The sequence below is a fragment of the Cupriavidus phytohabitans genome (assembly GCF_000426345.1).
In the GTDB taxonomy this organism is placed as follows: domain Bacteria; phylum Pseudomonadota; class Gammaproteobacteria; order Burkholderiales; family Burkholderiaceae; genus Cupriavidus.
In genome coordinates this window covers 95,827-110,208 of the sequence record NZ_AUFE01000013.1, presented here as the reverse complement: position 1 = coordinate 110,208, position 14,382 = coordinate 95,827, and the positions used below count along the sequence as shown (strand labels likewise).

Below are 14,382 nucleotides of genomic sequence, written 5' to 3'. Positions count from 1 at the left end.
CCGCACCACCACGCCCTCTAGCTACTGCTGCCAACATGACTGCTTCCCTGACGACTTCGTCCCGTCGACATGCCGCCCCGGCCCTGCTCGCCACGGCCATGGCCTTCGGCCTGCTGCTGGCCCAGCCCGCGCTGGCCGAGCGCGCGGACCGCGACAAGCCGATGGTGCTGGAGGCCGACAATGCCAGCTACGACGACGTCAAGCAGATCTATACGCTGACCGGCAACGTGGTGCTGACCAAGGGCACCATGATCCTGAAATCGGATGCGGCCGAACTGCGCACCGATCCCGAGGGCTACCAGTTCGCGGTGGCCACGTCCAAGCCGGGCAAGCAAGCCTATATCCGGCAGAAGCGCGAAGGCGTCGACGAGTACATCGACGGCTGGGGCGACCGCATCGAATACGACGGCAAGCAGGAGCTGTCCAAGCTGATCGGCCACGCGCGCATGGCGCGCCTGCAGGGCGCCAAGATGCTCGACGAGATCCGCGGCGCGGTGCTGACCTACGACAGCCGCAAGGAGTTCTACACGGCTGCCGGCGGCGGCGACAACACCTCGGCCGCCAATCCGTCGGGCCGCGTGCGCGCGGTGCTGTCGCCTCGGCAGGACCCGAATGCGCAGGGTTCGGGCAGCGGCTCGCCGCTGGACCTGAAGCCGGCGCCCGCGCCCGCCAACAAACCCTGACGCCGGGCGGGGACCGCTTCCTCGCCTGAAACGCTGAACGCCAGACTGTGCCAATGACCGATACCGCCACCATCGCCGAAAAGCCTTCCGCCCAAGCCACGGCCGTCCTCGAAGGCGGCAGCACGCTGGTCGTGCGCCACCTGAAGAAGCACTACGGCTCGCGCACCGTGGTCAAAGATGTGTCGCTGGACGTGAAGAGCGGCGAAGTGGTCGGCCTGCTCGGCCCCAACGGCGCGGGCAAGACCACCTCCTTCTACATGATCGTGGGGCTGGTGAACCTGGACGAGGGCGATATCGTGCTCGACGGCGACCACATCAGCAGCCTGCCGATCCACGAGCGCGCGCGCATGGGCCTGTCCTACCTGCCGCAGGAAGCGTCGGTCTTCCGCAAGCTCAACGTCGAGGAAAACATCCGCGCCGTGCTGGAGCTGCAGGTGGAAAACGGCAAGCCGCTGGCCAAGGCCGAGATCGAGCGCAGGCTCGACGCGCTGCTCGACGACCTGCAGATTGCTCACTTGCGCAACAACCCGGCGCTGTCGCTGTCCGGCGGCGAACGCCGCCGCGTGGAAATCGCGCGCGCGCTGGCATCGTCGCCGCGCTTCATCCTGCTGGATGAACCGTTCGCCGGCGTGGACCCGATCGCAGTGGGCGAGATCCAGCGCATCGTCAGCTTCCTGAAGGCGCGCAACATCGGCGTGCTGATCACCGACCACAACGTGCGCGAAACGCTTGGCATCTGCGACCACGCGTACATCATCAGCGAAGGCACCGTGCTGGCCGCCGGGCGGCCCGAAGAGATCATCGCCAACGAATCGGTGCGGCGCGTCTACCTGGGCGAGAACTTCCGCATGTGATGTACTGGCCTGTCCACAGCGGCAGGCCATTGATTCTCCCTGCTTTCGGCCCCATGATCTGGGTGTGGGCCAGCCCACTGCCGGCGTCGATCGAGCCGCGACATTGATAGCAATTTCCGTTCCAACAACGGAAAGATGCGCATAAAATAGGTCGCATGAAACCGTCGCTACAGCTCCGCCTCTCCCAGCACCTGGCACTGACACCGCAACTGCAGCAGTCGATCAGGCTGTTGCAGCTTTCGACGCTGGAACTGCAGCAGGAAGTCGAACAGGCGCTCACGGAAAACCCCCTTCTCGAACGCGAGAACGACTGGATCGAAAGCCCGCTGCGCGTGGCCGCCGATGGTTCGGTCAATGTTCAGAGCGCGCCGGCGCCGGCACCTTCCGAGCCGCAAGGCAATGGCGAGGCGCGCACCGATGGCGCGGGCGACGACGACAGCTACGGCGACAGCAACAGTGGCGAAGACTATGGCGGCGACTGGAGCCTGGACGACTTCGCGCGCCGCCCGCAAGGCGACGAAGACGAGAAGACGCCGATGCAGCTGCGCGAGGCCGAGCCCACGCTGCGCGAATACCTGATGGAACAGCTCACGCCGCTGAAGATCTCGGTGCGCGACAAGGGCCTGGCCATCTTCCTGATCGAATCGCTCGACGACGACGGCTACCTCAGCGCGACACTCGAAGAAATCTGCGCCGAACTGCCGGAAGAGCTCGAATTCGAGATCGACGAAGTGCAGGCGATGCTGACGCTGCTGCAAAGCTTCGACCCGCCGGGCGTGGGCGCGCGCAATGCAGCCGAGTGCCTGGGCCTGCAATTGCGCCGGCTGCAGCACCCGCAGCGCGAACTGGCGCTGAACATCGTGCACAACCACCTCGAGCTGCTGGCGGTGCGCGACTACACGCGCCTGAAAAAAGCCCTGCAGGTAGACGAGCCTGCACTCAAGGCCGCGCACGAGCTGATCCGCTCGCTGGCACCCTATCCGGGCCAGGCTTACAGCCGACCCGAGGCCGACTTCGTCGTGCCCGATGTGTTCGTGCGCAAGAGCGGCAGCGGCTGGATCGCGCAGCTCAATCCCGATGTGATGCCGAGGCTGCGCATCAACGACATGTACGCGCAGATCCTGCGCGGCGCGAAGGGCGAGTCGGGTACCGCGGGCCTGCAGCAGAAACTGCAGGAAGCGCGCTGGCTGATCAAGAATATCCAGCAAAGGTTCGACACGATCCTGCGTGTCTCGCAGGCCATTGTCGAGCGTCAAAAGAACTTTTTCACGCACGGCGAAATCGCCATGCGCCCCTTGGTTTTGCGGGAGATTGCCGATACACTGGGATTACACGAGTCAACCATCTCCCGGGTGACGACCAATAAATACATGGCAACGCCGATGGGTACTTTCGAACTGAAGTACTTCTTCGGCAGCCACGTGTCCACCGAAACCGGTGGCGCGGCTTCATCAACGGCCATCCGCGCCTTGATCAAGCAACTGATAGGAGCCGAAGACCCGAGGAATCCCCTTTCCGACAGTCGCATCGCCGAACTGCTGGGTGAGCAAGGCTTCGTTGTCGCACGCCGCACCGTTGCCAAATATCGCGAAGCCCTGAAGATCCCCGCAGTGAATCTCCGCAAGTCTTTGTAGCCGAGCCCACCGCCTGCCTGGTGAGGCTCTTTCAGAAGGAGAAGCGCTATGAACTTCAAGATCAGTGGACACCACCTTGACATCACGCCGCCGTTGCGTGAGTACGTGGAAACGAAGCTGGAGCGAATCGTCAGGCATTTCGATCAGGTCATTGGCGTTAGCGTGCTGCTCTCTGTCGACAATCACAAGGAAAAGGACAGGCGGCAATATGCGGAAATCAATCTACATCTCAGGGGCAAGGACATCTTCGTTGAAGCGCATCATGAAGACCTGTATGCAGCGATCGACGCACTAGTCGACAAGCTGGACCGTCAGGTACTGCGCTACAAGGACCGCGTGCAAGGCCACGACCGCGAAGCGGTCAAGTACCAGATGGCCGCAGCGCAGATGCAGCAATGAGCGTGCCCGGTGGCCCCGCAGAGGGTTGCTGAATCAAGACTGAACAGGCAAGCCGCGCATAGCGCGGCTTTTTTGCGCCTGCGGCGCTGTGCGCTGTGGCGCCTGCGCAAAGGCGTGTCACCCGTTTGAGACGGAGTGTTCGCAACGGCCGCGGCAGGGTGTATGCTGCGCCATACATGCAGAGCCGCATCCTGCCCGCGCCCGCTTACGGTGCGGACGCCCACCGCGCGGCGCTGCGCTGCACAATCACGGGGAGGCCGCTGCTCTATAATGGCCGGACGCCTCGGCGTTGCCGGCGACCGGCAGCCTCTGAGCCATACTGCCCGGCGGAACGGCGGATCCGCCCGCTAACTGAAATCCTGCGCATCGCCCATGAATCGTTTGGCCAAATTGCTGCCACCCGGCAACATTACCCTCGACGTCAGCGTCACAAGCAAGAAGCGTGTGTTCGAGCAGGCCGGGCTCCTCTTCGAGAACAACCATGGCGTGGCGCGCGCCACTGTGACCGACAACCTGTTCGCGCGCGAGTCGCTGGGCTCCACCGGCCTTGGCGCCGGCGTGGCGATCCCGCACGGCCGGATCAAGGGCCTGAAGCAGCCGCTGGCCGCCTTCATGCGCCTGGCCGAGCCGATCCCGTTCGAATCGCCGGACGGCAAGCCGGTGTCGCTGCTGATTTTCCTGCTGGTGCCGGAACAGGCCACGCAGCAGCACCTGGAAATCCTGTCCGAGATCGCGCAGTTGCTGTCCGATCGCGACATGCGCGAAGGGCTGGCGACCTTGCCCACTTCCGAAGCCGTGCACCAGCTGCTGACCGAATGGCATCCCTGATTCACCGATTGACCTGAACGGGCCGGCACAGACCGGACAGGCGCAGCGCCTGGCACACCGCCCCACACGTCATACCCGCATGGAACTCACCGGCGTCACCTCCCAGTCCATCTTCGACGACAACGCAGCCGACCTCAAACTCTCTTGGGTGGCCGGTCTGGAAGGTGCGGACCGCGCCTTCGACGTGGAATTCGCCCGCGAAGCCACCTCCGCCGCAGACTTGGTGGGCCACCTGAACCTGATCCACCCCAACCGCATCCAGGTGCTTGGCAAGCCTGAGATCACCTACTACCAGCGGCTGGACGACGATATCCGCAAGCGCCAGATGGGCGAGCTGATCTTGCTGGAACCGCCTTTCCTGGTGGTGGCCGACGGCATGGAGCCGCCGCCGGACCTGGAGCTGCGCTGCACACGCTCTTCCACGCCGCTGTTCACCACGCCGGTGTCGTCGGCAGCGGTGATCGACCACCTGCGCCTGTACCTGTCGCGCATCTCAGCGCCGCGCGTGACCATGCACGGGGTGTTCCTCGACATCCTCGGCATGGGCGTGCTGATCATGGGTGAATCGGGGCTGGGCAAGAGCGAACTGGGCCTGGAACTGATCTCGCGCGGGCACGGGCTGGTGGCTGACGATGCGGTTGACTTCGTACGCCTGGGGCCGGACTTTATCGAGGGCCGCTGCCCGCCGTTGCTGCAGAACCTGCTAGAAGTGCGCGGCCTGGGCCTGCTCGACATCAAGACCATCTTCGGCGAGACCGCGGTACGCCGGAAGATGAAGATCAAGCTGGTGGTGCAGCTGGTGCGCCGCAACGACGGCGAGTTCGAGCGCCTGCCGCTCGATTCGCAATACCTCGACGTGCTGGGCTTGCCGATCCACATGGTCAAGATCCAGGTGGCGGCCGGCCGCAACCTCGCCGTGCTGGTCGAGGCCGCCGTGCGCAACACCATCCTGCGCCTGCGCGGCATCGACACGCTGCGCGACTTCATGGACCGCCAGCGCGCCGCGATACAGGCCGATGCGGTCTCGCGCGGCCAGGGCCGCCTGCTCTGACCGGGCCGGACACGCGTTTTCAATTGCTTACAACGGCGGCCTCCCCCGCCGTCAACGCCGACATCCATAGTGCCGTTTTGTGCTGTAATGGGCATCGAGCCCATTACAAGGCCGCCGCCAGCCCCTGACACCGTGCGGCCGTGATGTTTTCCATACCAAGGAGAGCAAGCATGAAGAAACTGATCGCGATGTGCGCGCTGGTCACCCCGCTGCTGGCATCCGTGGCCTTCGCCCAGTCGGCGTCGGCACCGGCGGCCCCGGCAAAGGACGCCGCCAAGGCGCCCACCGCGCAGCAGGAAAAGATGAAGACCTGCAATGCGCAGGCCGGCGACAAGAAGGGCGACGAGCGCAAGGCATTCATGAAGCAGTGCCTGTCGGCCAAGCCGGACGCGGTGCCCAAGACCCAGCAGGAAAAAATGGCGGCCTGCAGCAAGGAAGGCAAGGGCAAGAAGGGCGACGAATACAAGGCGTACATGAAGGAGTGCCTGTCGAAGTCGGCCTGAGGCAGGCCCTCTTCCGAGCAAGCAACGATGGCGAACCGCGAGGTTCGCCATCGTTGTTTCCGGGCCCGCGGTCATCCCGCTGTCATGACGCGGCCATCACGTGATGCTATGCTTCAGTTGCTATGCGCATCATCCTTATCACCGGCATTTCCGGTTCCGGCAAGTCCGTCGCATTGAATGTCCTCGAAGATGCGGGGTACTACTGCGTGGACAACCTGCCGGCGCAGTTCATCCCGGAACTGGTCCGCTACCTGTCCAGCCAGGGCTATACGCACCTGGGCGTTGCCACCGACATCCGCAGCCGCGAGTCGCTCGACCAGTTGCCCGATACCGTGCGTACGCTCGCCGGCGAGCACCAGGTCGAGGTGCTGTTCCTGACGGCCAGCACGGACGCTCTGGTGCAGCGCTACTCCGAGACGCGCAGGCGCCATCCGCTGTCGATCCGCACCGACGGGGGCGTGGTGAGCCCCGGCGGCGAGCCCGCCTTCAACGACACCGCGCTCATGGAAGCGATTGAAATGGAGCGCGAGCTGCTGAGCCCGCTGGCCGAGGCCGCGCACCGCATCGATACCAGCAATGTGCGCACCAATACGCTGCGCAGCTGGATCAAGGAGCTGATCCGCAACGACAGCGAGCGCCTCACGCTGCTGTTCGAGTCCTTCGGCTTCAAGCATGGCGTGCCCAGCGACGCCGACATGGTGTTCGACGTGCGCTCGCTGCCCAATCCCTATTACGACGTGGCGCTGCGCCCGCTGACCGGGCGCGACACGCCGGTGATCGATTTCCTGCAGGCGCAGCCGATGGTGCTGGCGATGGCCGAGGATATCCGCGCCTATGTGGAAAAGTGGCTGCCGAGTTTCATCGCCGACAACCGCAGCTACCTGACGGTCGCCATCGGCTGTACCGGCGGCCAGCATCGCTCGGTCTATATTGCTGAAAGGCTTGCCAACTATTTCCGCGCGCATGGTAATGTGCTGGTGAGACACCGAGAGCTCGCGCCGGCGGGCTGACGCCAAGCGTGCATGCCTGCGGGCATCGGCGGCGCGGCGTATGGTCCGGCGGCGCGCCGTTGCTGCATTCTGGCATCCCACTGCATCCCTTATGCACGCTGGCACCGCATGTCTTCCACCGACCTTTACCGCCCCACCTCGTCCGCCGGGTCCGACCCCGAGCCGCAGACGCTAGACAACCTCCCACTATTCCCGCTGCACACCGTGCTCTTTCCCGGTGGCCGGCTGCCGTTGCGCGTATTCGAGGCGCGCTATGTCGACATGGTGCGCAATTGCCTGCGCGACGGCACGCCGTTCGGCGCCTGCCTGATCGAGAGCGGCGACGAAGTGGCGCGGCCCGGCAAGGCCACCGTGCCGGAAACGGTCGGCTGCCTGGCCGAAATCGTCGACTGCAACATGGAGCAGCTCGGCGTGCTGCTGATCCGTGCGCGCGGGCGCGAGCGCTTCCAGATCATCAGCCACGAGACCCGCGACGACGGCCTGCTGGTGGCGCGTGCCAAAGTACTGCCCGCCGATATCATCGACTGCAAGCTCGAATTGCTCGGCGAATGCCTGGACGCGCTGCGCCGGATCGTGACGCGGCTGCATGCGGAGCAGCCCGACCGGATGCCGTTCGACGAGCCTTATCTGTGGGACGATCCCAGCTGGGTCGCCAACCGGCTGTGCGAACTGCTGCCGGTGCCGCTGAAAGCCAAGCAGATGCTGATGGCGCTGCCCGATGCGGGCATGCGCATCGAGATCGTGCACCGCTACATGCGGCAGAACCACATCGTCTGAGCGGCGCCAGGGCCGCCTTCAGAACAGGCCGCCGCGGGCCTGGTCCTCCAGCAGCCTGCGCACCGGCGCGGGCGTGCCCAGCGCATCGAGATCGTCGAGCGAAAGCCAGCGTTGTGTGGCTTCGGTGGCGCGGTCCTGCACCATCGGGTCGCCTGCGCCCACATCGACGCGAATCGCGCGGATCAACAGGCGGAAGTGCGTGAAAACATGGGTCAGTTCGCCCGCCATCGCGGCGCGCACGGGAGCGCCGTAGGCGCGGGCGTAGTCGAACGCGGCGGCTTCGGCCGCTTCAGCATCGAAGGGCAAGGTTTCGACCGGCATCTCCGGCAGGCTCCACAAGCCGCCCCAGATGCCGCTGCCGGGGCGCAGCCGCAGTAACACTTCACGCTCGCGCCGCACCATCAGCATTACCGTGCTGCGCTCGGGGATCGCGGCGCGCGGCTTGGGTGTGGGCAGCACGCCGGTCAGCCCGTCGCGGCGCGCCACGCAGTCTGCGGACAGCGGGCACGCGCCGGCATCGGCCAGGCACGCCGGCTTGCCGCGCGAGCAGACCGTCGCGCCGAGATCCATCAGCCCTTGCGTATAGGCGACCATGTCTTCGGCCTGGCGCGGGCCCGCTGCGGGCAGCGCGATCCCGGCCAGCTGCCACATGCGCGTTTCCACCGCGCGCTCGCCCGGATGGCCATGGATGCCGAAGCAGCGCGCAAACACACGCTTGACGTTGCCGTCGAGAATCGGCGAGCGCACGCCGGCGCTGAAGGCGGCGATCGCCGCCGCGGTCGAACGGCCGATGCCGGGCAGCGTCGCCAATACCGTGGGATCGGTCGGGAAAACGCCGCCGTGCTCGCTGACCACCTGCATGGCGCAGCGATGCAGGTTGCGCGCGCGCGAGTAGTAGCCGAGGCCGGCCCAAAGCGCCATCACCTGGTCCGCGGGCGCGGCGGCCAGTGCCTGCACCGTCGGCAATGTGGCGACAAAGCGCTGGAAATACTCGATCACCGCGCTGACCTGGGTCTGCTGCAGCATGATTTCCGACAGCCAGATGCGGTAGGCATCGCGCGTGTTCTGCCAAGGCAGGTCGTGCCGGCCATGGACGCGCTGCCAGTTGACGACCCGTGCGCCGAAATCGGGGGGCACGTGGATGTCGGCGGGGATGGCTGCGGTGGCGCGGGAGGCAGACTTGCGGGGCATGGGGTACGGCTTGTGGTGTGGGGACTGGTGGTGGCTACGGACGTTTCGTCACCGCTTGGAGTGCTCACTCTCCCGCTTGCGGGAGAGGGGAGCAAACCAGCAGCGTGCGAACGTTGCCAGCAAAAAAAGCGCCGCTATGCGCGGCGCTACATGATATACCGGCCCGTAAAAACGCTTCCCCTCACGCCACCGCCAGGCTCGCTTGCTCCGCCCCGGTCGCCGGACGCAGCAACCGCTGCGCAAACCCCTCGATCTTCCCGCTGCGCTCATCCAGCCCGTTCAGCACTTCCTCGAGCTGTGCAATTCGGCTTTCCAGCGTATCGGTCGCTTCATGGATGCGCTCGATCGAATCGACGCGCCGGCGCAGCTGCTTCTGGTGCTCGCGCACCTGCGCTTCCAGCGGCGTCATCACCGACTTGAGCCACACCTCGATATCGCGGTTCAGGTCGCGGAAGTTCTCCAGCACGCGGCTGGCCATGGTGCTGAATGCGTTCTGCACCAGCTGCGGCCGCGAGCGCGTCAGCATGCTGACCGTGCCGAAGTGCGCATGCACCAGCCGCAGCGTCTCCTGCAGTTCGGCCACATAGCGCTCGGCGGTGAACTGCATCGGCGCGGGCAGCGTGAAGCCGTGCTCGGCATTGAAGCGCCGGTACATGCTTTCGATCAGCTGGTGCAGCTGGCCGATCTTGTTGTCGGCATCGGCCACCAGCGCGGTCAGCTGGGCGAACAGCGCATCCATGTCCTCGCGCAGGCCGCGGGAAAAGAAGCGTTCCTTCATCTGCTCGCGCGCGGCCCGCATGGTCCGGCGCACGTCGCGCAGCTGCAGGCTCTTGATGATGTCGGCGCTGTGGCGGCCGAACACCAGCCGCAGCGCCTGGAACTTGCTGATGCTCTGCTCGAACTCTTCCTTCTCGGCCTGCACGCGCATCAGCATGTGCTTGACCATCGCGTGGTTCTTGCCACGCAGCCCGCGCAGCTCGAACAGTTGCTCGACGATATCGCGGCGGCGGCTCTGCAGCAGCTGCTGCGCGGCCCGCGCCATGTCCTGCGCCTGGCGGTGGACCTGGTCCGAGACGATGTCGCGCCGCCGCGGGATCAGCTGGTCGGACAGCACGTGCTCGAACTCCGGCAAGCCGCTGCGCCCCAGCAGCGCGTCGTCGTGCGTGACCTTGGCCACCAGGCCCTTCTGCGCCGACACCGGATAGACCCGCGCCTGCTCGATGCCCAGCACCTGCGCCGTGCTTGAGACCTGCCGCCCGATCTCGCCCGCGATCTCGGACGGCTGGCGCAGCGGGTCCCACAGCCCGTCGATCTTGTTGAGCACGGCCAGGCAGCCGCGCCGATGGCCGGCGTCCACGTGGGTGCGCCACAGCTCAAGGTCGCTCTTGGTCACGCCGGCATCGGCAGCCAGCACGAACACCACCACGTGCGCGTCGGGGATCAGGCGCAGCGTCAGTTCGGGCTCGGTGCCGATCGCGTTCAGCCCCGGCGTGTCGAGGATGACCAGCCCCTGGCGCAGCAGCGGGTGCGGGAAATTGATCACCGCATGGCGCCAGCGCGAGATCTCGACCATGCCCTCGGCATCGACCGCATAAGCGGCATCGGGGTCGCTCTCATGGTAGAGGCCCAGCGCCTCGGCTTGCTGGGGCGGCACGCGCACGGTCTGGACCACGTGCTGGAAGGCTTCGAGCATGCCCTCGGGCGAGGACGGGTCCAGCGGCACCGTATGCCAGTGTGCCGAGGGGCCGGCCTCGAGAAAATCCGCGGTCGAGGCGTCCTGAAGCCGGGTTTCGATCGGCAGCAACCGGATGCATGGGGGCTCGGCCTCGTCGTAGCGCAGCTCGGTCGGGCACATCGTGGTGCGGCCCGCCGACGACGGCAGGATGCGGCGCCCGTAGTCGGCAAAGAAGATCGCATTGATCAGCTCGCTCTTGCCGCGCGAGAACTCCGCAATGAAGGCGACCTTGAGCCGGTCGCTGCGCAGCACGTTCTGGATGCGCTGCACGCGGTCGTCGGCCTGCGCGTCGTACAGGTCGTGCTGCTGCAGCCACGACTGGAATTCCGCCAGGGACTGGAGGACCCCCGTTCTCCATGCGCCGTATTGTTCGAATTGGTGGGCGAGCGTTGTCATGAGCTGTTCGGCTGACTCGGTTTTTGCATCGGGGCCGCCGCCGGCGGAGGCGTGCCCGTGTTCCCGCACTGCCGGCCCGCCGCGGTCATCGGGGGAGCCAATCTGTTCCATTTTTGTAACTTTTTATGACTGCGCACACGATACAGGTTTCCACGGCGGTTTTGTGGAATTCGCGTCCCTTGCGGAAGGCATGCGGGCAGAGTGTTGCGCCAAGCCATCGACTGCCGCCGCCGGCGCGCATTGTGCGCCACACCGCGCATCTCAATGGCGGTCGCCGCTCAGTGCTGGCAGTTGGGGCAGTAGAAGGTGGAGCGCTGGCCTTGCACGATCTGCCGCACCGGCGTGGCGCAGACGCGGCAAGGCTGGCCGGCCCGGTCGTAGACAAAACAATCGAGCTGGAAGTAGCCGCTGGCGCCGTCGCTGCCGACGAAATCGCGCAGCGTGCTGCCGCCGCGCTCGATCGCCTGCGCCAGGGTCTCGCGCACCGCCTGTGCCAGCCGGTCGCAACGCGCGCGGCTGAGGCGGCCGGCCGGCGTGGTCGGCCGGATGCCGGCGCGGAACAGGCTTTCCGACGCGTAAATATTGCCGACCCCGACCACGATGCCGCCGGCCAGCAGGACCGTCTTGATGGCAGCACTGCGGCCGCGCGTGTGGCGGTGCAGCCAGGCGCCGTCGAAGGCAGCATCGAAGGGCTCGATGCCAAGCGTGCGCAGCAGCGGGTGGGATGGCAGTTCGTGCTCGGGAAGCGTGGTCCACAATACCGCGCCGAAGCGGCGCGGATCACGGAAGCGCAGCACCACCGGACCCTCGGCGCCCCCGGCACCAGCGGCCAGCACCATGTCGAGGTGATCGTGGGCGCCGGGCGGCGGCGCCTGCGGCAACACTCTCAGCGTGCCGGTCATGCCGAGATGCACCAGCAGCCAGCCGGCCGGTTCGGCGGCATCGTCGCTGACACATTCGAGCAGCAGGTACTTGCCGCGGCGTTCGATCCGGCGCACCACACGCTGCGCCAGGCGGGTTTCGAGGCCCGGCTCGACCGGCCAGCGCAGCCCGCGGTGGCGCACCGTCACCGCTTCAATGCGCCGCCCCACCACGTGCGGCAGCAAGCCGCGCCGGGTCACTTCGACCTCGGGCAATTCAGGCATCGAACCTCTCCGTTGGTTACCGCTCCAAACTCCTGCCGGCCTTGCTGGCCACAGGCCAGCGCGCCAAGCAGCGCATTGTAGCGGCAGGCTACAATGCCCTTATCCATTCCTTCGCCAGCGCGCGCCGGAGCACTAGATACATGTCGGACCTGAAGTTGGACCTGACGCCGGACCTGATGCCGGACGCCACATTGCAAGCCTCCATGTGCGGCATCCCCGTGCACGAGGGCGCATTTACGCGCACGGCAGGCGTCGCGGGAGCCTTTGCCAGAACCCGCCGCCACGCACGTGCGGTGGGCGCCGCGGCACTGCTCGCCCTGGCTGGCGCCGCGCATGCGGCACCTCCGGCCGGCGACGTGCCGCTGCCGCAGCTTGCGCCGATGCAGATCGCAGCCTCCGACGACGCGCGCCCCGCCGCCAGCACCGGCAAGTCGGCACGCAGCCAGCTGCCGTCGCTGGAGCTGACCGACGACATCGTCTATATGGTGCTGGCGGCCGAGATTTCCATGCAGCGCGGCCTGGTCGGGCCGGCCTACCGCACCTACCTCGAACTGGCGCGGCAGACGCGCGACCCCCGCTTCGCGCAGCGCGCCACCGAGATCGCCTTTAACGCGCGCATCCCGCAGCAGGCGCTGGACGCGGCGCGGCTGTGGCGCGAAATCTCGCCCAATTCGCCCGCGGCCGCGCAGGTCCTGTCGACACTGCTGGTGCTGAACGGACGTTGGGACGATGCCCGCCCGCTGCTGCAGCAGCAGCTGGCCGCCGTACCCGCCAGCCAGCGCGGCGACGCCATCCTGCAGATGCAGCAGCAACTGTCGCGCACCAGCGATCCCGCCGGCGCAGCCTCGCTGCTGCAGGAACTGACGCGCAACGATACCAAGCTGCCGGAAACCTACCTGGCGCTGGCGCGCGCGCGCGAAATCGCCGACGACGTGCCGGGCGCGATCACCGCGCTCGACCAGGCGCTGAAGCTGCGCCCGGGCTATGAGCCTGCCGCGCTGATGGCTGCCGAGCTGCGCGCCGAAAAGGAGCCCGACGAAGCCGTCGCCATCCTCAAGCGCTTCCTCGACAAGTCGCCCGAATCGGTCAACGGCCATATCACGCTGGCACGCCTGTACCTGCTGCGCAATGACATGCAGGCGGCCCGGCAAGAGTTCGAGACCTTGCGCAAGGTGGCGCCCGCCGATCCGCGCGTGCCACTGGCGCTCGGACTGACCAGCCTGCAGGCCAAGAACTACAGCGAAGCCGAGCAATACCTGCAGGAGTACCTGCAGCTGGTCGAGAAGCAACCCACGGCAAATCCAGACATCGCCTACCAGTACCTGGCGCAGATTGCCGAGGAACGTAAGGACTACGCCGGGGCGATCCGGTGGCTGGACCGCATCGAGGACATCCGCCTGGCGCCCGCGGCCACCGCCAAGCGCGCGCAACTGCTGGCACGCCTGGGCAAGCTCGACGATGCGCAGGCCCTGTTCGGCGAGATGCTTGCCGATGCCGAGGAAATCCCCGACCCGGGCCAGCGCGCGCAGCGCGTCATGGCGATCCGCCAGGCCGAGGTGGCCACGCTGATGGAGACCAGGGCCTACGACCGAGCGCGCAAGGTACTCGACGACCGCATCGCCGCCGAGCCCGACAACGCCGACTGGATCTACGAGCTGGCCATGCTCGACGAGCGCCAGAAGCGCTACGACAGCATGGAAAAAGGCCTGCGCCGCGTGATCGCGCTGCAGCCGCAGCAGAAGCAGGGCTACAACGCGCTTGGCTACTCGCTCGCCGATCGCAACGAGCGGCTGCCGGAAGCGCGCATGCTGCTTGAACGCGCAACCGAACTGGGCCCGGACGATCCCTACATCATGGACAGCCTGGCCTGGGTCAAATTCCGCATGGGCGAGCTGCGCCCCGCTGCGGACCTGCTGCGCAACGCCTACGCCAAGGCGCCTGAAGCGGAGATCGGCGCGCACCTGGGCGAGGTGCTGTGGCAGCTCGGCGAGCACGAGGAAGCGCGCAAGACGTGGACCGAGGCGATGCGCATCGATCCCGAGAACGAAACCCTGGTCGATACGCTGCGCAGGTACAAGTTCGAGGTGCAGCTGGCCAAGTAACCCCGTAACCCCGTAGCCCCGTAGCCCCGCTTGACTTGCGTTGTCCAGGCGCGGCACGGGATTTCCGTCAGTCC

At 66.4% G+C, this 14,382-nt stretch carries 13 protein-coding genes; 10 read left to right on the top strand and 3 right to left on the bottom strand.

Going from position 1 to position 14,382, the window contains the following annotated elements:
• Window positions 1-35 precede the first annotated feature (35 nt).
• The 9 genes from lptA to K309_RS0112720 all read left to right on the top strand — a co-directional run bounded on the left by lptA (window position 36) and on the right by K309_RS0112720 (window position 7,739).
• Complete coding sequence (gene lptA, locus K309_RS0112760) at window positions 36-683, top strand: lipopolysaccharide transport periplasmic protein LptA (RefSeq protein WP_029046781.1); 648 nt, start codon at window positions 36-38, stop codon at window positions 681-683.
• Between the two features lie 53 nt (window positions 684-736).
• On the top strand, window positions 737-1,537 hold the full coding sequence (lptB, locus tag K309_RS0112755) for an LPS export ABC transporter ATP-binding protein (protein ID WP_029046780.1): 801 nt from the start codon (window positions 737-739) through the stop codon (window positions 1,535-1,537).
• 155 nt (window positions 1,538-1,692) lie between these two features.
• Window positions 1,693-3,171: an RNA polymerase factor sigma-54 gene (locus tag K309_RS0112750; RefSeq protein WP_029046779.1), complete on the top strand. Its 1,479-nt coding sequence runs from the start codon at window positions 1,693-1,695 to the stop codon at window positions 3,169-3,171.
• Between the two features lie 48 nt (window positions 3,172-3,219).
• On the top strand, window positions 3,220-3,570 hold the full coding sequence (gene hpf / locus K309_RS0112745; protein ID WP_029046778.1) for a ribosome hibernation-promoting factor, HPF/YfiA family: 351 nt from the start codon (window positions 3,220-3,222) through the stop codon (window positions 3,568-3,570).
• A gap of 372 nt (window positions 3,571-3,942) precedes the next feature.
• Window positions 3,943-4,398: a PTS IIA-like nitrogen regulatory protein PtsN gene (gene ptsN, locus K309_RS0112740; RefSeq protein ID WP_029046777.1), complete on the top strand. Its 456-nt coding sequence runs from the start codon at window positions 3,943-3,945 to the stop codon at window positions 4,396-4,398.
• Window positions 4,399-4,477: 79 nt separating this feature from the next.
• Window positions 4,478-5,449, top strand: a complete 972-nt coding sequence (hprK, locus tag K309_RS0112735) for an HPr(Ser) kinase/phosphatase (RefSeq protein WP_029046776.1) — start codon at window positions 4,478-4,480, stop codon at window positions 5,447-5,449.
• Window positions 5,450-5,619: 170 nt separating this feature from the next.
• Window positions 5,620-5,952 (top strand): PsiF family protein, encoded by a 333-nt coding sequence (locus K309_RS0112730; protein WP_029046775.1) that lies wholly within the window; start codon window positions 5,620-5,622, stop codon window positions 5,950-5,952.
• Between the two features lie 122 nt (window positions 5,953-6,074).
• Window positions 6,075-6,962, top strand: a complete 888-nt coding sequence (gene rapZ / locus K309_RS0112725; RefSeq protein ID WP_029046774.1) for an RNase adapter RapZ — start codon at window positions 6,075-6,077, stop codon at window positions 6,960-6,962.
• Between the two features lie 108 nt (window positions 6,963-7,070).
• Window positions 7,071-7,739 carry an LON peptidase substrate-binding domain-containing protein gene (locus K309_RS0112720; protein ID WP_029046773.1) on the top strand — a complete coding sequence of 223 codons (669 nt, stop codon included), beginning with the start codon at window positions 7,071-7,073 and terminating at the stop codon, window positions 7,737-7,739.
• 18 nt (window positions 7,740-7,757) lie between these two features.
• Here K309_RS0112720 and mutY read toward each other — a convergent pair whose 3' ends face one another.
• The 3 genes from mutY to mutM form a co-directional block, all read right to left on the bottom strand.
• Window positions 7,758-8,930: an A/G-specific adenine glycosylase gene (gene mutY, locus K309_RS0112715; protein ID WP_029046772.1), complete on the bottom strand. Its 1,173-nt coding sequence runs from the start codon at window positions 8,928-8,930 to the stop codon at window positions 7,758-7,760.
• 181 nt (window positions 8,931-9,111) lie between these two features.
• Window positions 9,112-11,061 carry a dynamin family protein gene (locus K309_RS0112710; protein WP_029046771.1) on the bottom strand — a complete coding sequence of 650 codons (1,950 nt, stop codon included), beginning with the start codon at window positions 11,059-11,061 and terminating at the stop codon, window positions 9,112-9,114.
• Between the two features lie 278 nt (window positions 11,062-11,339).
• Window positions 11,340-12,206 carry a bifunctional DNA-formamidopyrimidine glycosylase/DNA-(apurinic or apyrimidinic site) lyase gene (gene mutM, locus K309_RS0112705; protein WP_029046770.1) on the bottom strand — a complete coding sequence of 289 codons (867 nt, stop codon included), beginning with the start codon at window positions 12,204-12,206 and terminating at the stop codon, window positions 11,340-11,342.
• 140 nt (window positions 12,207-12,346) lie between these two features.
• Here mutM and K309_RS0112700 point away from each other — a divergent pair, with 140 nt between their 5' ends.
• Window positions 12,347-14,308 carry a tetratricopeptide repeat protein gene (locus K309_RS0112700; protein ID WP_232232372.1) on the top strand — a complete coding sequence of 654 codons (1,962 nt, stop codon included), beginning with the start codon at window positions 12,347-12,349 and terminating at the stop codon, window positions 14,306-14,308.
• Window positions 14,309-14,382 lie beyond the last annotated feature (74 nt).